Source organism: Ruegeria sp. AM2 (genome assembly GCF_056540685.1).
This window is the reverse complement of record NZ_JBQFXE010000001.1, coordinates 667,629-685,106: the sequence shown is the minus strand read 5'-3', so window position 1 is coordinate 685,106 and position 17,478 is coordinate 667,629. Positions and strand designations below refer to the sequence as shown.

The 17,478-nt window shown below is 57.7% G+C and carries 22 protein-coding genes and 1 tRNA gene; 13 read left to right on the top strand and 10 right to left on the bottom strand.

Translation table 11 applies throughout. The features are described 5' to 3' along the window. Positions 1 to 2: 2 nt before the first annotated feature. The 3 genes from ACR0CR_RS03465 to ACR0CR_RS03455 form a co-directional block, all read right to left on the bottom strand. Positions 3 to 2,006 carry a capsular polysaccharide biosynthesis protein gene (locus ACR0CR_RS03465; RefSeq protein ID WP_480596764.1) on the bottom strand — a complete coding sequence of 668 codons (2,004 nt, stop codon included), beginning with the start codon at positions 2,004 to 2,006 and terminating at the stop codon, positions 3 to 5. Beyond that, positions 2,006 to 3,079 carry a polysaccharide biosynthesis/export family protein gene (locus ACR0CR_RS03460; protein WP_480596762.1) on the bottom strand — a complete coding sequence of 358 codons (1,074 nt, stop codon included), beginning with the start codon at positions 3,077 to 3,079 and terminating at the stop codon, positions 2,006 to 2,008. The genes ACR0CR_RS03465 and ACR0CR_RS03460 overlap by 1 nt, the downstream gene beginning before the upstream one ends. A gap of 141 nt (positions 3,080 to 3,220) precedes the next feature. After that, on the bottom strand, positions 3,221 to 4,507 hold the full coding sequence (locus ACR0CR_RS03455) for a capsule biosynthesis protein (RefSeq protein WP_480596760.1): 1,287 nt from the start codon (positions 4,505 to 4,507) through the stop codon (positions 3,221 to 3,223). Positions 4,508 to 4,637: 130 nt separating this feature from the next. Between ACR0CR_RS03455 and ACR0CR_RS03450 the strand changes: the two genes are divergently transcribed. Continuing rightward, a complete protein-coding gene (locus tag ACR0CR_RS03450) occupies positions 4,638 to 5,225 on the top strand; it encodes a riboflavin synthase (RefSeq protein WP_480596758.1) in 588 nt (195 codons plus the stop codon). Positions 5,226 to 5,228: 3 nt separating this feature from the next. Here the strand turns inward: ACR0CR_RS03450 and ACR0CR_RS03445 are convergent, their stop codons facing one another. Then, positions 5,229 to 6,218, bottom strand: coding sequence for a phosphatase PAP2 family protein (locus ACR0CR_RS03445; RefSeq protein ID WP_480596756.1), 990 nt, complete (start codon positions 6,216 to 6,218; stop codon positions 5,229 to 5,231). A gap of 340 nt (positions 6,219 to 6,558) precedes the next feature. Between ACR0CR_RS03445 and ribB the strand changes: the two genes are divergently transcribed. The 4 genes from ribB to ACR0CR_RS03425 are packed head-to-tail and all read left to right on the top strand — an operon-like array spanning position 6,559 to position 9,078. Beyond that, positions 6,559 to 7,680 carry a 3,4-dihydroxy-2-butanone-4-phosphate synthase gene (gene ribB / locus ACR0CR_RS03440; RefSeq protein ID WP_480596753.1) on the top strand — a complete coding sequence of 374 codons (1,122 nt, stop codon included), beginning with the start codon at positions 6,559 to 6,561 and terminating at the stop codon, positions 7,678 to 7,680. A gap of 2 nt (positions 7,681 to 7,682) precedes the next feature. Beyond that, positions 7,683 to 8,234 carry a 6,7-dimethyl-8-ribityllumazine synthase gene (locus tag ACR0CR_RS03435; protein WP_480596752.1) on the top strand — a complete coding sequence of 184 codons (552 nt, stop codon included), beginning with the start codon at positions 7,683 to 7,685 and terminating at the stop codon, positions 8,232 to 8,234. Then, positions 8,231 to 8,713 carry a transcription antitermination factor NusB gene (gene nusB / locus ACR0CR_RS03430; RefSeq protein WP_480596749.1) on the top strand — a complete coding sequence of 161 codons (483 nt, stop codon included), beginning with the start codon at positions 8,231 to 8,233 and terminating at the stop codon, positions 8,711 to 8,713. Before ACR0CR_RS03435 ends, nusB begins: the two co-directional genes overlap by 4 nt. Positions 8,714 to 8,772: 59 nt before the next feature. Then, positions 8,773 to 9,078, top strand: coding sequence for a hypothetical protein (locus ACR0CR_RS03425; RefSeq protein WP_480596748.1), 306 nt, complete (start codon positions 8,773 to 8,775; stop codon positions 9,076 to 9,078). Between the two features lie 215 nt (positions 9,079 to 9,293). Here ACR0CR_RS03425 and ACR0CR_RS03420 read toward each other — a convergent pair whose 3' ends face one another. Next, a complete protein-coding gene (locus ACR0CR_RS03420) occupies positions 9,294 to 9,719 on the bottom strand; it encodes an SRPBCC family protein (RefSeq protein ID WP_480596746.1) in 426 nt (141 codons plus the stop codon). Beyond that, on the bottom strand, positions 9,716 to 10,036 hold the full coding sequence (locus ACR0CR_RS03415) for an ArsR/SmtB family transcription factor (protein WP_480596745.1): 321 nt from the start codon (positions 10,034 to 10,036) through the stop codon (positions 9,716 to 9,718). Before ACR0CR_RS03415 ends, ACR0CR_RS03420 begins: the two co-directional genes overlap by 4 nt. 103 nt (positions 10,037 to 10,139) lie before the next feature. Between ACR0CR_RS03415 and ACR0CR_RS03410 the strand changes: the two genes are divergently transcribed. Next, positions 10,140 to 10,571: an MmcB family DNA repair protein gene (locus ACR0CR_RS03410; RefSeq protein ID WP_480596743.1), complete on the top strand. Its 432-nt coding sequence runs from the start codon at positions 10,140 to 10,142 to the stop codon at positions 10,569 to 10,571. Here the strand turns inward: ACR0CR_RS03410 and ACR0CR_RS03405 are convergent. Further along, on the bottom strand, positions 10,568 to 10,756 hold the full coding sequence (locus tag ACR0CR_RS03405) for a DUF6324 family protein (protein WP_170715342.1): 189 nt from the start codon (positions 10,754 to 10,756) through the stop codon (positions 10,568 to 10,570). The two genes, ACR0CR_RS03410 and ACR0CR_RS03405, sit on opposite strands and share 4 nt — an antisense overlap. A 78-nt stretch (positions 10,757 to 10,834) precedes the next feature. Between ACR0CR_RS03405 and ACR0CR_RS03400 the strand changes: the two genes are divergently transcribed. The 7 genes from ACR0CR_RS03400 to ACR0CR_RS03370 all read left to right on the top strand — a co-directional run bounded on the left by ACR0CR_RS03400 (position 10,835) and on the right by ACR0CR_RS03370 (position 15,424). Next, positions 10,835 to 11,317: an N-acetyltransferase family protein gene (locus ACR0CR_RS03400; RefSeq protein ID WP_480596741.1), complete on the top strand. Its 483-nt coding sequence runs from the start codon at positions 10,835 to 10,837 to the stop codon at positions 11,315 to 11,317. 47 nt (positions 11,318 to 11,364) lie between these two features. Further along, positions 11,365 to 11,441, top strand: a tRNA-His gene (locus tag ACR0CR_RS03395). Positions 11,442 to 11,531: 90 nt separating this feature from the next. After that, on the top strand, positions 11,532 to 12,551 hold the full coding sequence (gene dusA / locus ACR0CR_RS03390; protein WP_480596740.1) for a tRNA dihydrouridine(20/20a) synthase DusA: 1,020 nt from the start codon (positions 11,532 to 11,534) through the stop codon (positions 12,549 to 12,551). A gap of 28 nt (positions 12,552 to 12,579) precedes the next feature. Beyond that, positions 12,580 to 13,404 (top strand): sulfite exporter TauE/SafE family protein, encoded by an 825-nt coding sequence (locus tag ACR0CR_RS03385; protein ID WP_480596738.1) that lies wholly within the window; start codon positions 12,580 to 12,582, stop codon positions 13,402 to 13,404. Continuing rightward, entirely contained in the window at positions 13,398 to 14,183 is a 786-nt protein-coding gene (locus ACR0CR_RS03380) for a hypothetical protein (protein WP_480596737.1), read from the top strand. The genes ACR0CR_RS03385 and ACR0CR_RS03380 overlap by 7 nt, the downstream gene beginning before the upstream one ends. 36 nt (positions 14,184 to 14,219) lie before the next feature. Next, positions 14,220 to 14,948, top strand: a complete 729-nt coding sequence (locus tag ACR0CR_RS03375; protein ID WP_480596736.1) for a SpoIIAA family protein — start codon at positions 14,220 to 14,222, stop codon at positions 14,946 to 14,948. Between the two features lie 281 nt (positions 14,949 to 15,229). Next, a complete protein-coding gene (locus ACR0CR_RS03370; protein ID WP_480596734.1) occupies positions 15,230 to 15,424 on the top strand; it encodes a hypothetical protein in 195 nt (64 codons plus the stop codon). On the opposite strand, the gene ACR0CR_RS03365 is transcribed toward ACR0CR_RS03370, so the two are convergent. From ACR0CR_RS03365 to ccmI, 3 genes are read right to left on the bottom strand one after another with little or no spacing between them, the layout of a single operon-like run. Beyond that, positions 15,425 to 15,658: a DUF1289 domain-containing protein gene (locus tag ACR0CR_RS03365; protein WP_480596732.1), complete on the bottom strand. Its 234-nt coding sequence runs from the start codon at positions 15,656 to 15,658 to the stop codon at positions 15,425 to 15,427. Positions 15,659 to 15,675: 17 nt separating this feature from the next. Beyond that, positions 15,676 to 16,140 carry a Holliday junction resolvase RuvX gene (gene ruvX / locus ACR0CR_RS03360; protein ID WP_480596730.1) on the bottom strand — a complete coding sequence of 155 codons (465 nt, stop codon included), beginning with the start codon at positions 16,138 to 16,140 and terminating at the stop codon, positions 15,676 to 15,678. After that, complete coding sequence (gene ccmI, locus ACR0CR_RS03355; RefSeq protein ID WP_480596728.1) at positions 16,137 to 17,357, bottom strand: c-type cytochrome biogenesis protein CcmI; 1,221 nt, start codon at positions 17,355 to 17,357, stop codon at positions 16,137 to 16,139. Before ccmI ends, ruvX begins: the two co-directional genes overlap by 4 nt. Between the last annotated feature and the right edge of the window lie 121 nt (positions 17,358 to 17,478).

Sequence of the window (17,478 nt, the reverse complement as noted above, 5' to 3'; positions counted from 1 at the left end):
CGTCAACGCCAGAAACGTGCATGCGTTGCCAGCGCGCCCTGCAGTTTGGACAGCAATCGGTTGATCGCGCCTGAGGGTGCCACGTCACCCTGCGCCAGCCTGTCCACCGCCACTTCGACCGGGCAGGGCAGGCCTGTGACAGGGTCATAGTAACGGGGGTAGTCAATCAACGTCGCATGGACGAGCCCCATGAGCGATGGTCTCGCCCCGCGCCGGGCCGGAACGCTGCCCAGATCCGTCGTCAGCCCCCATCCCGCATAGAATGGCGCGCCCAGCGTTGTGACCTTCACCCCTCTTAGCAAAGCTTCGAAACTGAGTAGCGAGGTCATCGTCCAGACTTCGTTAACATGCGGCAGCAGAGCGGCCGGGTCTGTATCCGTGGCGATGATGTCGGCCAGATTTTCAGCCTCGATCTTGCCATCGCGAAGACCGGCCTCAACATCCGGGTGCGGTTTGTAGATCAGAACTGCGCCCGGGTTGGCTTCACGGGCCGCCGACAGCAGTTCAAGGTTTGTCCGGATGCCGCTTGCGCCCAATCGGATCGAAGCGTCGTCCTCAACTTGCCCTGGGACAAGAACGCGATGACCTTTCGGCAAGGTTGGACCTGCGCCGCCCGTATTGTATTTGCTCAACCCCTCATCCAGCAGGCGACGCACCAGCCGTTCGGCCCGCAGGTGTTGATCGGGGCGCAGCGTTTCGCGAACCCTGATCCACTCTTCCAAGCGGCTCGGCTTGGTCGGATCGTAGTAAATCCCAAGGTCGTCCGTCACCAGTGACAGTGGCGGAATCAAATTGGCCCCAAGGCCGCGCGAACGCAGAAAGCCGTCTTCAACGCGGACAACCTCCTGTCCGTCTCTGGCCCGGCTGGCCCAGACCATGTGCGGCTGCCCCTGTCCCGGTTGAACGTCTTGCGTGAACCGGACCTTTTGATGTTGCCCGAAGAACTTTTGCAGATGCCCTCGTTTCCAGACCCGCATACCGGATGCAGTCCAACCATGCCGATCTTCGCGCCACGCACGTGTCTGTGCCTCAAGCGTATCCAGCACGGTTTCCAACTCGCAAAGCTGATCGCGGTAAGGATCGTACCATGTTGGGTAGAGGATCATGGCTGCTGCAAACAACTGCGCCCGCGTCAAGTTGCGTTGCCGACGGGCGACAGGCATGTCGTCTGCTGTCAGCCCCCAACCTGCGTAGAAGGGCTGCCCAAAAACGCGAGGTTTGTGGCCAGCCAGTATGGCCTCAAACCCCATCTGAGAGGACAAAGTGTAGACAGCGATGGCTCCGTCCAGCAACGCCCATGGGCTTACGGGATCGCGAAGTATGGACACCCGTTCGCTTTTGTCTTGATCGGAATAGTGGCCGATGCGGTGACCCGAAATGGTTTCTGGGTGAGATTTGATGATAACCCGCGCGCCTGGGTTCTCTTCTTGTGCGATGACAAGCATTTCTCGGAACCGCGCCAGGTCCCCTCTGCTTGCTGTAACCGCCGCATCCCCTTGGGTCTGATCGACGACCAGAACATAGCCGGGTTCAGGTGCTGCGATGTCCAGGTCAAACGCTGCATATTTGCTCAGGTGCAGATCGCGAACGCGTTCGATCCCTCCTCGGGCCCGGTCCAGCAGAGCGGTGTCGTCCAGCGGATGCGTCGCCAGCAGATGTTCAAGATCCGAGGGCGCCGAGGGATCAAAATGCAGACCAGCACGATCCAGAACCAGCCCCAAAGGGGCATCCCCTTGGCGACCGGGGTGCAGGGATCGCAGAAACGCATCCTCGACCCTAAGGACTGGCACGTCGTACTTCGCGGCCATGTGAAGCCCGCGATGTGCGGTTGGGCTGTTGCCCCAGACACCGACCTGATCACCGCTTTGAGGGCGGCCCAGCCGAATGTCGAGCCCTGATAGCGACAGGATACGGCGCACCCGGCGATTGGTCAGAAAACCACCGTTGTAAACAAACAGCCTAGAGCGTTCGTCTCCGGTTGGGGAAACCGGATCAGGGCTATGCATCAGTTGCCTGTTAGCGTGGCAACGTTGGCGAACGGGGTCAGCCCACCGGCAATCAGCGAAATAGATTTGCTCCACTGGGCATACGGGGCTTCGGTCACATAAATCGTGTCATCGTCGCGGATCACAAAGTCGCGCGCAATGAACAGCCCGTTGGGCGCTGTTAAGTTCAGCAGGTATATCATGCGCTGATCGCCTTGCAGATCCTGGCGCGCCATGACCGTCCGCGCGATGTCCTGCCGCTCTTTCCGTAGCACAAAGATACCCGTAGGATCGGACGAGAGGGACTGTAGGCCCCCGACCTGAGCCAAAGCCTCAAGCGCGGACAGGTCCTGACTGTCGAAGGCGACACGAGATTGACCGCCCGTCGCCCCTAGCGCGATGTACGAGCGGCGGTCCTCTTCGACCAGAATGCGATCTCCGCCGCGCAGGGCGATATCTGTGTTCGAGTTGCGGAACAGATCTTCGTACCAAACGGTTCCACGGTCTTTCCCGCGCAGCACTGTCACAAGCGCGATGTCGGACGCCACAGTGACTCCACCAGCCTGCGCCAGCATTGTGGACAACGTGCTTGTCGGACGCTCAATCGGGTAGATGCCTGGTGCACCGATTGTGCCGGTCATCGAAACTGCAGCTCCGTCGCCTGCAGCGCGCGTGACCTGCACTTGCGGATCGGGCGTCTGTTCTTCCAATTTCGATGTGATCAACTGGCGCAATTGCTCGGGCGTATTTCCAGCCGCGCGCACCTGTCCGGCATATGGGACAAAGATGAAACCGTCACTGTCGACCTGCACTTCTTCAAGTTTGGTTGCGCCGCCGGCTTCGGACGTCAGAAGACCGTCTTCTACGTTTTCCCAGATTGTCAGGCCCAGAACATCGCCCGGGCGAACGGTATCTGATGCAGCACTTTGCGCATTGCGGAACGACTGAGAAAACCCGAACTGCGGAACAGCCGAGGTCGCCTGGGTGACGCGGTCATCCACTTCGACGACAAAGGCATTGCCCCCGTTTTCGACGGACCCTGACAGGATTTCTGTCTTGTTGGGGCCGGATTTGGGCAATTGGCATGCAGCCATGACGCACAGGGCCCCCACAAGGGAAACCCCCCGGATCCAACGGGTAGGAGAGCTGAACACTGCTGATTTACCTCGGTCGTCTTTGTTTTTCCGAATGCTAGCCGGATAATCGGGAAACTTCCAGCAACACCTAGGGTTGGATCATTCGACAAGCTTCAACTGTGGCGTCACGGTCTCTGTGTCTGGCATGATGGCCTGATAAGGGTCCTGTTCCCGAAGCATCATATCCGGCACGCGCCGCAGCAATTGCCGCCGCCCACGACGCGAGTAAAATCCGCCCGGAACCTGGCTGGTATCCAGCAGAAACTGGCGATAAGCGCGATAGGCGGTCACGTCCGGGGCTTCGGGCCGCGCAAAGAAAGCCTCGATTGGTTGGCGCGAAACAAACTCTGGTTTTTCATACACCGATCTTCCGAATGTCCGCAGGGGAATTCCACGCCATAGAACCTGTTGGCCAGCCGTTGAGTTGATTGTTACGGCTGAAAGCGCATCATCCAGCAATCGCGCCAGTTTGCCGCCCGGCACATAGTGAACTCGGTCGGAAATGGCATGTTCGCGCGCCAATTGCCGTACTTTTTGTCCCAAAGGTTCACGGTGATTTTCCAGAGGGTGTTCCTTGATCACAAGATGATGATGCGGCGGCGCACCTTTCGCGAAACCCTCGATGACCATTTCCACGAAATCGCTCATGCAGGAAAAGTCGGAATGCGCCTGAACAGAGCTGTCATGCCCCAGCTGCAACAGGGCCAGATGGTATGGAAACCCGCCAAGCCGCACGCGGGCTGTGGCCAGTCTGCGTTGAATGCGGTGAATTGGCATCAAGGCCAGACGTTTGAAATATAGTTGAAATTCTCTGGAAACCGGAAGCTCTCGGTGCGGGCAAAAGTGGCGATACTTGCGATTAAAAAGTAGAACAAACCCATGATAGACGGCACCATAGAAGATGTGCTGGCGCATGTCTCCCCAGTGCGAAGGTGGCGGCGGCGAGGGCGTTTCGGCCTTTTGCAGCGCGTGGCGCATCTGGGCGACATCCAGGTCCATCAGGCGCGAATGCCCGTTCGAGCCATCGCGCTCGTAAGTCACCCACCAGGGGCGTAGGTACCCTTCTTCGAAAACATGGATGGTCAGACCACGGGATTTGGCGATTTTGATGGCCTTCGCGTGGATCGGACGAGGGTCGCCGTAGAGTACAATGTCAGTTATGCCATGCTGATCCAAAAGGTCGCTGAAAACCGTCGGCCAGTCCTCGGGCCTATCCAGAAAAGGGATATAACTTTCTTTGTGGCTCCAAAAAGCCTGATCACCTGCATTGAAGCCCACGCGCCAAACCTGAGCACCAGCGGCGCGCAATCCGTAGCCCAACGCGTTGAAGAAGGGGCCATGCGGCCCTTGCAGGAATAGGAAAATGCGTTTGCCGGAAGTGGCCATCAAGGCTGCTCGTCTTTGTTGATTAAATTGAATTATGCCGTTTCGTGATCTTCCGAGCAAGCCGGGGCTTGTCGCCGGAGCCATGGACCTTTACCTCAGCACAAGGCGTCAGGGGCAAAGGGTCAGACAAATGTTCACAGGAATTGTCACGGATATCGGCACCATCACCGAGCTTGAGCAAGCAGGTGATCTGCGCGCGCGGATTCAGACCAGCTATGACACGGCCGGTATCGATATCGGTGCATCAATCGCGAGTGACGGTGTGTGTCTGACCGTCATTGCGTTGGGGCAAGATTGGTACGATGTGCAGATCAGTGCCGAGACTGTTTCGAAGACCAACCTGGAAGGTTGGAAGGTCGGGAAACGCGTAAATCTTGAACGCGCCCTGAAAGTTGGCGACGAACTGGGCGGCCATATCGTGTCCGGCCACGTAGACGGCGTGGCCGATGTGATCAATGTTCGCGATGAGGGGGACAGCACTCGTGTCACGCTGCGTGCGCCTGCCGATCTGGCTCGGTTCATTGCCCCTAAAGGCTCGGTCGCGTTGAACGGTACGTCCTTGACGGTAAATGAGGTCGAGGGATGCGACTTTGGTATCAATTTCATCCCGCATACCAAAGAGGTCACCACGTGGGGGGATGTTGCGGTTGGAGATCGGGTGAACCTTGAGATCGACACTCTGGCGCGCTACGTGGCGCGCTTGGGCGAGATGTCTTGATCGTCAGGTGCCGGGGCCAAATCGCGCTGTTAGCTTTTTGGCTGCCCACCAGAAGACAAGTGCAAGTAGGATCGAGACATAACCATCGATGGCGTAATGCCACGCCAGATGCACTGAACCCAGCAGAATGATGCCGGCAAATGCGGTCAAGGCCCAACCCAGCCAGCGGGAATACGTGAAGCCATAAAGCGCAATCACAACGCTTGACGCGACGTGCATGCTGGGCATGGCCGAGATACCTCGGAAGCCATTCTCGGTGAAGTAGGTGTCAAGAAGCCCTTGCTGCACGCCCAGGGCCCACACTGGGCTGGTCAAGTGGTTCTCGCGCAGCAGTTCCATCTGGGGCAGGTAGGTGTCACCAAACCCAAAAGGTTCGAAGTAGACTGGCCCGACCGAGGACAGGAACGTGGCGATCACATTTCCGCCCACGAACCAGCACAAAACGAAAGCAACAAGAAATACCGCGCTTCTGCCTGGGTCACTGCGGTCAAGACAGGCCATACAAACGGCGGCGTAGTTCAACAGAAACCACGCGTGATAGGCGGCATTGATCGCGGATGTGACCAAAGGGAGCCCCAGTATTGGCCACAACAGTTGCCACGCGTCCCGTCCACCGTGAATGGCCCGGTCCCATTGCGCAAACGCGCTGTCCCACAGGTTCGGGTTCAACGTATGGATTTCGTTTTTTAGGAACGAATAGGTGACAGCCATTGCAATGACGCACACATAGCTGATGATCGCGTCCGGAACACGAACCCTGTCAGTCAGGATTTCGCGCACGTCTTTCACCATCCACTGGATCGGTTTTTTCGGTTTGACGACCAGCATGCCCACGCCCAACCGCCAGATAATGAAGGAGGCGAGCATGAAATACGACAGTTTTTCCGAAATCTGCAGAACCAACGGAGTTGTTGTGCCCCAGAATGACGTTCCCTGATGCATGCTGACGGCGATGCCGCACAAAACGTTGAGTGCAACCAGCGAAAGCAGCAATCGGTTCCGTCTCAGAGTTTCTGTGAAACCCAGACCGGGTGCGGATAAATCAGCCGTTTTGAACACTGTGAAACGATCCCTGACTGGTGTTGGACATCCAAGGAAACCTGTGTCGCCGATATCAGGCGATCCGAGGGCTGTATTGAGGCTTTTTGTGGACAATCGCGTTTCAGTAGGGTCGAAGAAGTGGAATTGCTAAACAATATTGGCGGTGTTTGTCTGGCTACATTGGGCAGTTTTGCGCGCGGCGTCAGTATTGGTCAAACCGTTTGAGCACTGGCCTTTGCACGCGGACTGAGTTATCCCGCCCCTCAAAGATGCTCTTGCGAAAGGCTGCCTCATGAGCTTTGAAACCCCCGGCCCGGTCGAGGCCCAGCTGCGCGACGCGATCAGTCCGATCGAGGACATTATCGAAGAGGCGCGCAAGGGCCGGATGTATATTCTCGTCGATCACGAAGACCGCGAGAACGAAGGCGATCTGGTGATCGCTGCCGAGTTCGCCGATGCCGAGGCAATTAACTTCATGGCCACCCACGGACGCGGTCTGATCTGCCTGCCGATGACTGCCGAACGGATTGATCGCCTGGGCTTGCCGATGATGGCGGTGAACAACTCTTCCCGGCACGAGACAGCATTCACCGTATCGATCGAGGCGCGCGAAGGTGTGTCGACCGGGATATCCGCCGGCGACCGGGCGCTGACCGTCGCGACTGCGATCAACGAACAGAACACGATGGCGCATATCGCCACACCGGGTCATGTGTTCCCGTTGCGCGCCAAACGGGGTGGGGTGCTGGTACGCGCCGGACATACCGAAGCTGCCGTGGATATCTCGCGCCTTGCGGGGTTGAACCCGTCGGGTGTTATTTGCGAAATCATGAAGCCGGACGGCACTATGGCGCGTCTGCCCGATTTGGTTGAATTTGCAAAAGAACATGAGATGAAAATCGGCACGATCAGCGATCTGATCGCATACCGGTCGCGCAATGACAATTTGGTGGTCGAAACCTCGCGCGAAACCGTCACCTCGGAATATGGTGGCGATTGGGAGATGCGGATTTTCACCGACCAAACGCACGGCATTGAACATGTTGTCATGGTCAAAGGTGATATCTCTACGCCCGAACCCGTCCTGACCCGCACCCACGCCTTGCACGAAGCGCCCGATATTCTTGGGCTCGGTCCAAAATCCTCGCGCGAATTGCCCCGTGCGATGGAGAAGATCGCAGCGGAAGGCCGCGGTGTTGTCTGCCTGTTCCGCCAGCCGCGCAATTCGCTTTATGCAGCCGAAGACGAAGGCCCGCGCACCATCAAGCAAACCGGTCTGGGCGCGCAGATCCTGTCCAAGATGGGCATTCAAGAGCTGGTTCTGCTGACCGACTCGCCGGAAACCGTATATCTGGGGCTCGACGCGTTTGGCCTGTCTATCGTCGGCACCCGCTCCATTCTCAAGGATGACTGATCGTGGCTGAACAAGATAAACACGGCGTCCTGCCGACCCCGACATTCGACAAGCCGGTGAAACTGCTGCTGGTGGTGGCCCCTTTCTATCGGGCCGTCGCCGATAACATGGTCGCCGGCGCCAAGGCCGAGATTGAGGCCGCAGGTGGCACATGCGACGTGGTCGAAGTGCCCGGCGCGCTGGAAATCCCGACCGCCATCGCCATGGCTGACCGGCAGTGCAACTACGACGGATATGTCGCGCTGGGCTGTGTTATTCGCGGCGAGACCACGCATTATGAAACCGTTTGCAACGACTCCAGTCGCGCCATCCAACTGATGGGTCTGCAGGGCCTGCTGATCGGCAACGGTATCCTGACCGTCGAGAATGATGATCAGGCCGAGGTCCGTGCCAATCCCGAAAAGATGAATAAAGGGGGCGGGGCAGCCGCTGCGGCCTTGCATCTGATCGCGCTCAGCCGTAAGTGGGGCTCTTCCAAAAAGGGCGTCGGCTTCAAGCCCCCGTCCGAGTCCATCCTTGTGGCGGGCGACAGCAACGGACCCACAACAGCATGACCCAGACCGACGCGCCGAAGCCGGCCAACCAGAAACGCCTGATGAAATCCGCCGCACGCCTTTATGCCGTGCAGGCTCTGTTCCAGATGGAGCAGTCGGGCCAGACGACCGAAGCGGTCGTGACCGAATTTCTGGATCACCGGTTTGGTGCTGTCTATGAGGGCGAAGAGATGTTGGACGGGGACATCCGCCTGTTCCGCAAACTGGTCGAGGATGCCGTGAACTATCAGGCGCCCATCGACCAGATGACCGATCGCGCGCTGGTGGCCAAATGGCCTATCGCGCGCATCGACCCGACCTTACGGGGTGTGTTTCGCGCCGCAGGGGCGGAGCTGACTCAAAGCGATACGCCGCCCAAAGTCGTCATCACCGAATTCGTCGACGTGGCCCGCGCCTTCTTCCCCGAAGGAAAAGAGCCCAAATTCGTCAATGCTGTGCTGGACCACATGGCACGTGAGGCTCAGCCCGAGGCGTTCTGACGCCTTTACCCCGCGCATGCACTCGCTAGACTCCTGCTCATAGCGCAAGGAGATCCGCCATGCCCAAACTGATCCGTCTTTACATCACTCAGGTTGCCTGGGGTTTTGTCATCTCGGCGGTTTTTGTTGGTGTGTTGCTGGCGTTTAATGTCGCCAATCTGCGCAACCTCATAACCGGCTCAGATATTGGTCTGATCGCACTGGCCATGATCTGGTTCATGAACGGCATCGTCTTTGCCGGAGTTCAGTTCGCCTATGCCATCATGAGTATGGCCGAAAAACCAGGAGGCCCGCGCCGCGGGTCGCCGGTTGTGCACAGTTTCAAGCCGGCTATTGTCCAGCAAGAGGCGCGCGCAAAGCGCTGATACTCAATGAAAAAGTGTGGCGGGACCACCAGTCAACCGTGCGGTGTGATTCCCGAGGACCTGTATGTACAGGTGGGCGCCAGGTAATCAGGCCAGGACCTGAACAGAGCCAGCTCCCTCGGAATTGCTTAAGGCCACCAGAATGCTACCAATCACAAGAAGGGCAGAACCCGCCACGGGCCTAAGTAGGGCGTGACGGGCGATTGCACAAGGGGTCAGGCGTCAACAGTTTCGTGCAGAGCTGTGCGCATTTTCCCGAAATGCTCATCCCAGCCGTTGTCCAGCGCGAGGATCAGACCGAAGGCCTCGGCAGTCTGTGGCAATCCTTCGTGGACCAATGCCAGCCGCGTCCCACCGGCGACGGGCTCCAGCGTCCATTTCACCACGCTGACGGCGTCGCCCATCGGTTTCACCGTGAAGGTATATTCTAGATAATGCGGCTTACGAGCCTCGCGAACCTCGCCCCAGATCAATAGATCGCCGCTGGTGGTGCCGAACATCTCAAGCTTTTGTCCGGCGACCAGAGGGCGCTCGGGTTTGTGAAACCACTCGGCCAGGCGGTCGGGTTCTGTCAGATAGTCCCAGACGGTTTCGGGTTCGGCCCGCAGGAAGATGGTCTTTTGCAGAACGGACTTTGTCATTTCTCTTTCCTTTCAATGGCTTCTTTCAGATTGGCAAGGCGGTCATCCCAGAACCGGTCAAAATAGCTGAGCCAGTCCAGAACCGGGGCCATGCCCAACGGCTCCAACCGATTGATGCGTTCCCGACCACGCGCTTCGACAGTAATCAGGCCGCCATCTGACAACACCGTCAGATGTTTTTTCACAGCAGCCCGCGTCATTTCGAACCGGTCGGTCAGTTGCGCGATGGTCATGTCGTTTTGGGCGAGCAGGCAAACGATGTCCCGACGGGTTGGATCAGCCAGCGCACGGAAGGCGTTCTGAGTTTGCGTGTTCATTGGGACCTCATACGTGATACCAAAAGGTTTCATATAATTACGATACCAAATGGTATTATGTCAATGGCTTGATTTTTGTTCACTAATTGTTCACATTTACGAAATGACACTCGATTTACAGCCCGGCCAGAAACTCGCACGTGGTGTCTCGCGGCACCTGATGACGCATGGCTATGTTTCCATTGAAGAATTCGTCCCTAGCCGAGGGTTGCGCGTAGACGTTGTAGGGCTGGGACCCAAAGGAGAAATCTGGATTGTGGAGTGCAAATCCAGCCGCGCAGATTTCCAGTCAGATTCAAAGTGGCAGGGATATTTGGAGTGGTGTGATCGCTTTTTCTGGGCAGTCGACACAGATTTTCCCACCGAACTCCTTCCACCCGAGTCGGGTCTGATCATTGCGGACGCTTACGATGCCGAAATCATTCGGATGGGTCCGGAAAGCAAACTTGCCCCGGCGCGGCGCAAAAAGATGATCCAGAAATTTGCGGTGGATGCCGCGCGCAGGCTGCATACGCTGCGTGACCCGCGGCTTTAGCCTTTGACGGCTCTGGCTGCCTGAGCGGCGGCGCGGATTTCCTCGGCGATTTCTTCGGCCTCTTCAGGGTCGAAATCCATCGGAATCTCGATACCTGACCCTTCAATGAACAGTCGCACCATACCCTGATCCGTCGGACCGATCTGCAGGTTCGCTTCGATATCGCGTTCGGTGTTGATGCCCATTTGCGCCTCCGGGGACTGAGCATTTGTGCTAGCGCGGGGCGGGTTGAGAATCAAGCGGGCTCTGCGTTCTATATAGGTATGGATCAGGTCACTCTCAGAACGTTTAAGGCGGACGACGCGCCTTGGTTGGTCGAACAGCACGCCGATCACTATGCCCGCGTCGAGGGGTTTGACGACAGCTTTGGCAAGCTTGTCTCGCAAATCCTTGATGATTTCGTTGCCGATCATGACCCTTCACGCGAAAAAGGCTGGATTGCCGAAAGCGCAGGCGCACCATTGGGAAGCATCTTCTGCGTTTCTCAAGGCCTGCGAACCGCCAAACTGCGGCTGTTTTATCTGCGCCCCGAGGCAAGAGGAAAGGGTGTCGGCAAAACCCTGTTGACCACTTGCATGGGGTTTGCGCGTGACACGGGCTACAATGAAATGGTGTTGTGGACGCATGAAAGTCACGAGGCCGCCTGCGCGCTGTATCGCGCGTTTGGCTGGCAGTTGACGGACAGCAAAGCGGTGCGTTCCTTTGGGGTCGATCTGGTCGAACAAAGCTGGAGAATTCAGCTTTAATCCTCTTGCATTCCCGGTGCGCGTTCGCTACATCGCCCCTCACGAGTGCCGCCTTAGCTCAGTTGGTTAGAGCGCTGGATTGTGGATCCAGAGGTCCCCTGTTCAAGCCAGGGAGGCGGTACCATTTTCCGGACAAAAGAGGTAGTCATTTCGCGGCAGCGAAGCACACGTTTCTGCCACGGCAAGACGCCGACCTACAAGGATGAGACCGGTTATGGTAGCGAAGACCGCTTTCGATCTTTTGAAACATGCCCGACTTTCCGTCGCTCCCATGATGGATTGGACGGACAGGCATTGCCGGTATCTTCATCGCCTGCTCAGCGCGAATACTCTGCTTTATACAGAAATGGTAACGGCTCCAGCTTTGGTGCGGGGTGGGGCCTTGCACCTATTGGACCACAATCCGCTGGAACATCCGGTTGCATTGCAACTAGGCGGTTCGGACCCACAAGAATTGGCTCAGGCTGCATCCTTGGGGGCCGAGGCTGGATATGATGAGATCAACCTGAACTGCGGCTGCCCTTCGGACCGTGTTCAGTCCGGCACATTTGGCGCGGTTCTGATGAAAGACCCACATCGCGTTGCCGAATGCGTGGCCGCAATGGCCGAGGCGGTTGATGTTGATGTGACGGTGAAATGTCGGATTGGCGTCGACGAGCAAGAACCGGAAGAGGTTCTTCCGACTTTCATTGAACAAGTTCGTACAGCGGGACGTTCGCGGATAACGATCCACGCGCGCAAAGCGTGGCTACAGGGGCTAAGTCCCAAAGAAAACAGAGACATTCCCCCGCTTGACTATGATCTCGTGCACCGCATGAAGGTTGCGTTTCCTGATATGCATATTTCCATAAATGGCGGTATCACGTCGTTGGTAGAAGCGCGTGCGCATCTTGATGCCGGACTGGACGGGGTGATGATCGGACGCTCTTCCTATCACCAGCCAACCGATATTCTGGCCGAGGCAGACCCTGTAATTTTTGGAACCGGACACGCCGCTGATCCGTTTGATGTTGTGCACAAGATGCTGCCCTACATCGAACAACACCTTGCCGACGGGGGGCGTTTGCATCAGATCACACGTCATATGCTGGGCTTGTTCGCAGGGCGACCCGGCGCACGCGGCTGGCGACGGGTTCTGTCCGAAGGGGCGGTTCGTGAGAATGCGGGGCCCGAGGTCTTGCTTGAGGCGTTGGAACGTGTAACGCAAAGCGCGCAGGTAGAGCGAGCAGTCTAAGTCGGTCGCAAGCCGAAATGGGGGGATGATGCCAGAAACAATGTTGCTGGCCCAGATGATGGGCCTTTTGCTTGTGATCGGAGCATTCGCAGGAGTGCTGGCAGGATTGCTGGGCGTTGGCGGCGGCATCGTATTGGTTCCAGCCTTTTTCTATGCATTCCAGACCCTTGGATATGGCGGACCGCAATTGATGCAACTGTGTCTTGCGACCTCGTTGGCGACGATCATTGTCACCTCGATCCGCTCTGTGATGAGCCACAACAAAAAAGGCGCGGTGGATTGGGAAATCCTGCGCGGGTGGGGGCCCGGTATCGCAATTGGCGCGGTTGTTGGGGTTTTGGTGGCCTCGGCGCTCAGAACCGAAGCCTTGCAGGCGCTGTTTGGGGTGCTCGGAATGGTGATCGGAGCTTATCTCGGGCTGGGTCGGTCGGAATGGCGGTTGGGGGACGCAATGCCCAAGGGGTTGCGCCGCAGTGTCCTCTCTCCGGCCGTTGGTTTTTTGTCGGTGTTGATGGGCATCGGCGGAGGCAGCTTCGGTGTTCCACTCATGAGCCTCTATAACACGCCGATCCATCGCGCTGTTGCGACCGCCGCCGGGTTCGGCGTTATTATTGCTGTTCCGTCCGTGATTGGCTTCTTGTTCCTGCCGATTTCTGCTGAACACCGTCCACCCCTGACGATTGGGGCCGTCAATCTTGTCGCCTTCGGAATAGTTGTTGCGATGACGATGATCACCGCGCCGTGGGGCGTGAAACTGGCGCACGCGATGGACCCGAAACCGTTGAAGCGCGTGTTCGCGGTGTTTCTGACGCTGGTTGCGCTGAACATGCTGCGCAAGGCTTTGGGGTGGTAGGCGCGTTTTTGGCCAAAGGATGGGTCAAATTCCCATTCGAAGAAAAGGTTGCTGCTTGGGTTCGTGATGTTCTGCCAGCCGCGCGGGCCTCGGTCTCAGACCCGTCTCTGGCGCATTGGCACGATTGTGGTGGTACATGGTTTGTCGGCGTCGATACTTTGGACAATGACGCGCAGGGCAGGGTACGCGGGTCTGGCCCCTTGACCGGGCAGGCAATTGAATTTGCGAACGATCAGTTTGGGCCGATCGACTTGCACAAGGGGCAGGTTTCGGTGATCTATCCTGGCTACCCAAAGCCGCGGCGTACTGAAAACGAAGCTGCTGCGCGGTATCGCGCAAAACGGGATGCGGCGCATGTGGACGGGCTGAAGCCGAATGGCCCGGATCGGCGCAGGTACATCGACGAACCTCATGCCTGGGTCCTGGGTCTGCCGTTGACCCCAACCAGCGCAGATGCCGCGCCGATGGTCGTTTGGGAAGGCAGCCACCGCATAATGGGCGACGCGTTCCGCAATGCACTTTCCAACGTCCACTCTAAAGACTTGGCGTGCACAGATATCACGGACATCTATCAGGAAACGCGGCGCAAAGTTTTCGACTCTTGCCCGCGCATTGAACTGGCTGCCCAACCGGGTGAGGCGTATCTGTTGCACCGGCATACCCTGCACGGTGTTGCGCCGTGGGGTTCGGCGGCCAGCGCAGGCCCGGAAGGTCGGATGATCGTCTATTTTCGCCCTGAACTTCCCGGCGGAGTGGCGCAATGGCTCAAATCTCCATAAAATTGACCTATTACCGGTCCTTGGAGATTGTTTGCGATGATTACGGTTCACAAGAACTCTGACGGTTCTCTGATCGAAGTGGAACTGTCCGGAGAGGTCACAAGCACAGATTACGCGTCAACTTTGGTGCCCGCTATCGAGGCGGCGCTGGAAGATCACGACTCAGTTCGGCTGCTGGTTATCGTGGGTGATGAATTCAAAGGGTATGACCTTGGGGCGGCATGGTCAGACACCAAGCTGGGCCTCAGCCATTGGCGCGGGTTTGACCGGATCGGGGTTGTAGCCGATCAGGGCTGGGTGCAGACCAGCATCCGGCTGGCCGCGCCGATCATGCCTTGCCCGATGCAGGTTTTCGGCATGGACGAACTGGAAACTGCCCGTCGCTGGATGCGCGAGTCGCTCGGGGCCATACATGTCACCGATCTTGGCGGGTCCTGTGTGCAACTCAGCCTGATGGGAAAGATGGATCCTGACGAGTTCGCTCAGGCCGAGTCTGATTTGGATGCAATTTTGCGCAATAAGGACGGCTTTCGCCTGCTCATCGACTTGCGCGAGTTTGACGGTTGGCAGGGCCTGACGGCCTTGGCCGCGCATTTCCGGCTTGCGGTCGGACATATCGGTTTGCTCGATCGCGCGGCGATTGTTGGGGACAAAGCCTGGCAAAAGGTGGCCCAGCGCGTGGCCAGCCATATTCTTGGAACTCGCACGCAGTTTTTTTCGGCCGAAGACTATGAAAGCGCCAAATCTTGGTTGGCTGCGGGCTGAGTTTTCAGTGCTTCTGTAAGTTGACGTATTATGACGTCACGTCAATTGAGGGCAAGCGTTTCTCTGTAAGAGTCTGACAAGATATTGAAGTCTCACAGGTAAACTTTTGCGCGCGCCAATTTTGCAGAATTTTCTCAATTCTTCCCCCTTTCTCAGGCTGGGTGCCTCCCTAAATGCGTTTCATTGCTGAGAACAATCCAGACTTGTGAACCTGTCTCGTTGCTGACCTTATAGGTGTGGCGACAGTCGATGCGTTTCTGGATTTGGGTGGGAGAACGAAGATGCCTTTGAAACATTTGCTTTCAAGTGTTTTTGACGCGACTGCGCCGCGCGCGTCGACGCTCGAAGAAACACCACAAAACAGAACCAATCAGATGAAAAAGGCCGAGATCATGGCCCTGTTTGAACGCGAATTGTCCGCCGAACCCGATCTTCACAGGACACGGGCCGGAAAGTCCGGCGAGATGCGCGGTTAACTAGGAACGATCCAACCGAGCGGCGCGTCCGCCCCGCCGTTTGGAAAGTCGTGGTTTACGGTCCGGCAAGTCCTGCATGATTTCGGCCCGTTCGGAACTGTCCATTTTGGACCAACGCGAGATTTCATCGATGGTGCGGTAACATCCGGTACAGATACGCTCGGTCGGGTGGACGACGCAAATCTGGATGCAAGGGCTTTCGACCTCATCCCGCTTCCAAACCATGTTTGTCATAGGCGTTGTCCGCTCCGTCAAAGAAAGCGCAACCTGTCAAGCGCCCCTTGAAGGATATAGCCCGCCGCGACGTGGTCGATAACCTGTCCGCGACGTTTTCGTGTCGTATCCGCCTCGAGCAGTGCCTTTTCTGCCGCAACGGTGCTGAGGCGTTCGTCCCAGAAGCCGATAGGTAAGTCTGTCAGGCGCGACAGGTTGCGGGCAAACGCCCTGGTCGACTGGCACCGTGGCCCCTCGGTCCCGTCCATGTTCTTGGGAAGGCCCAAAAGGATGCCGCCAATCTGGCGATCTTTGACGATCTCAAGCAGGCGCGCTGAATCCAGCGTGAACTTTTTGCGCCGAACAGTCTCAAGTGGCGTCGCAACACTGCGCATGTGATCCGACACAGCGACCCCGACAGTTTTTTCGCCCAAATCCAGGCCCATCAATGCGGCCATCGGTTTCAATGCGGCGGCAAAATCTTCGAACGCGTCGTGGATCATTGTTCGACACCGGCCTGACGCGCAGCGGCTCCGATCAGCTCGAGCGCTTCTTGGTTGTCCGAGAACACCGAAACGGCCTCGTCCCGAATCGTCGTTGCGCGTCCGGTGTCGCCCAGTACACCGAGCGCGGCGATCAACTGCGCCCATTCCTGAGGGGTTCCGCCTTCGGTCGCCAACCGATCAGACAATTGGTTGACCATTCCCATGATCATGTCTTCGCGTTCTTCCGCTGTCAGATCAGAGGCTGCGTCCATGTCATCCTGACTGGGACCCGAAATCGCCGCAGCTTCTGGCGCATTGAAGACACCGGCGCGAAACGCCAGTTCATCAAGCTGCCCACGGATTGCCGCAACCCAGGGCGCGGCAGGCGGTGAGTCGCGCAGAAGGTCGGTCCAAACGCGGTACGCCTGATCCGGCCGCCCGATCTGAGCCAGCATTTGCCCCCAGTAATACCGCGCCGGTCCCTGTTTCGGGTCAAGTTCAAGGGCTTTGCGCAACGCGTCTTCGGCTTCGGGCGACACATAGCCTCCAGCGGCGAGGATCATCATCTCGGCCAGATCGGAATAGGCATCTGCCGGGGCATTATCGCCGGAAAGTTCAACAACCCGTCTCTGCGCTTCATAGCCAGCTTTGAAATTGCCGGTATTTGTTTCGTGCTGCGCCAGCAGGATATGACCCTGCAGATCGTCGGGGCGCTGCGCGACTGTCTCGCGCAGGTCCTCCAGCAATTTGGCGTAGTTTTCGTCCAACTGGACCGGCTCCGGCTGCACGGCAAGGGCTTCTGCCTCATCCTGACCGGGACGGATATCCCGCAGATCATTGGCCATTTCTATTCTGGCCGACAAAGGCATGTCCGGGAATCCGGCAGCGCCCATTTGGCGATAAATGGCCATGCCTCCGCCCACCACGGTGACGATCAGTGCCAGAATGGTGACGACCGACACGGCCCGGGACGGTCCGGCCTCTTTCGCCTCATCCCGCATCTGAGCATCGGCGGCCAGAATGCGGCGCGAGATTTCCGTGCGCACACGCTCGGCATCCGCCTCGGCGATCACGCCACGGGCAAGATCTCGGTCTACACCAGTAAGCTGTTCGCGATAGACCTGCAGGTCATAGGCCGCAGCTGGCTTATGGCTGCGGCGTCCCCGCAATATGGTAAAACCCAGATACCCCGCAATCAGCAGCGCGATACAGAAGATGATAACCCAGAACGACATGGTCCCTCCGAAATCGTTGCCTTGACTTAGACCTGTCGGAGCGCAGAAAAAAGGGACAAATGGCCGCGAATGGCTGTCATGTCGCAATAGTGCGATATTGTGGCGTTGCGCGGCAGGGTTA

Excerpts from the sequence above, each read along its gene's own strand:
- ACR0CR_RS03410 (WP_480596743.1), top strand. The coding sequence starts at position 10,140 with ATGACACTCGATTTACAGCCCGGCCAGAAACTCGCACGTGGTGTCTCG.
- ACR0CR_RS03420 (WP_480596746.1), bottom strand. The coding sequence starts at position 9,719 with ATGACAAAGTCCGTTCTGCAAAAGACCATCTTCCTGCGGGCCGAACCC.
- ACR0CR_RS03455 (WP_480596760.1), bottom strand. The coding sequence starts at position 4,507 with ATGGCCACTTCCGGCAAACGCATTTTCCTATTCCTGCAAGGGCCGCAT.
- ACR0CR_RS03385 (WP_480596738.1), top strand. The coding sequence starts at position 12,580 with ATGCCAGAAACAATGTTGCTGGCCCAGATGATGGGCCTTTTGCTTGTG.
- ACR0CR_RS03365 (WP_480596732.1), bottom strand. The coding sequence starts at position 15,658 with ATGACAAACATGGTTTGGAAGCGGGATGAGGTCGAAAGCCCTTGCATC.
- ACR0CR_RS03375 (WP_480596736.1), top strand. The coding sequence starts at position 14,220 with ATGATTACGGTTCACAAGAACTCTGACGGTTCTCTGATCGAAGTGGAA.
- ruvX (WP_480596730.1), bottom strand. The coding sequence starts at position 16,140 with ATGATCCACGACGCGTTCGAAGATTTTGCCGCCGCATTGAAACCGATG.
- ACR0CR_RS03425 (WP_480596748.1), top strand. The coding sequence starts at position 8,773 with ATGCCCAAACTGATCCGTCTTTACATCACTCAGGTTGCCTGGGGTTTT.
- ACR0CR_RS03450 (WP_480596758.1), top strand. The coding sequence starts at position 4,638 with ATGTTCACAGGAATTGTCACGGATATCGGCACCATCACCGAGCTTGAG.
- ribB (WP_480596753.1), top strand. The coding sequence starts at position 6,559 with ATGAGCTTTGAAACCCCCGGCCCGGTCGAGGCCCAGCTGCGCGACGCG.
- ACR0CR_RS03400 (WP_480596741.1), top strand. The coding sequence starts at position 10,835 with ATGGATCAGGTCACTCTCAGAACGTTTAAGGCGGACGACGCGCCTTGG.
- ccmI (WP_480596728.1), bottom strand. The coding sequence starts at position 17,357 with ATGTCGTTCTGGGTTATCATCTTCTGTATCGCGCTGCTGATTGCGGGG.
- dusA (WP_480596740.1), top strand. The coding sequence starts at position 11,532 with ATGGTAGCGAAGACCGCTTTCGATCTTTTGAAACATGCCCGACTTTCC.
- ACR0CR_RS03460 (WP_480596762.1), bottom strand. The coding sequence starts at position 3,079 with ATGGCTGCATGCCAATTGCCCAAATCCGGCCCCAACAAGACAGAAATC.
- ACR0CR_RS03415 (WP_480596745.1), bottom strand. The coding sequence starts at position 10,036 with ATGAACACGCAAACTCAGAACGCCTTCCGTGCGCTGGCTGATCCAACC.
- ACR0CR_RS03405 (WP_170715342.1), bottom strand. The coding sequence starts at position 10,756 with ATGGGCATCAACACCGAACGCGATATCGAAGCGAACCTGCAGATCGGT.
- ACR0CR_RS03465 (WP_480596764.1), bottom strand. The coding sequence starts at position 2,006 with ATGCATAGCCCTGATCCGGTTTCCCCAACCGGAGACGAACGCTCTAGG.
- ACR0CR_RS03370 (WP_480596734.1), top strand. The coding sequence starts at position 15,230 with ATGCCTTTGAAACATTTGCTTTCAAGTGTTTTTGACGCGACTGCGCCG.
- nusB (WP_480596749.1), top strand. The coding sequence starts at position 8,231 with ATGACCCAGACCGACGCGCCGAAGCCGGCCAACCAGAAACGCCTGATG.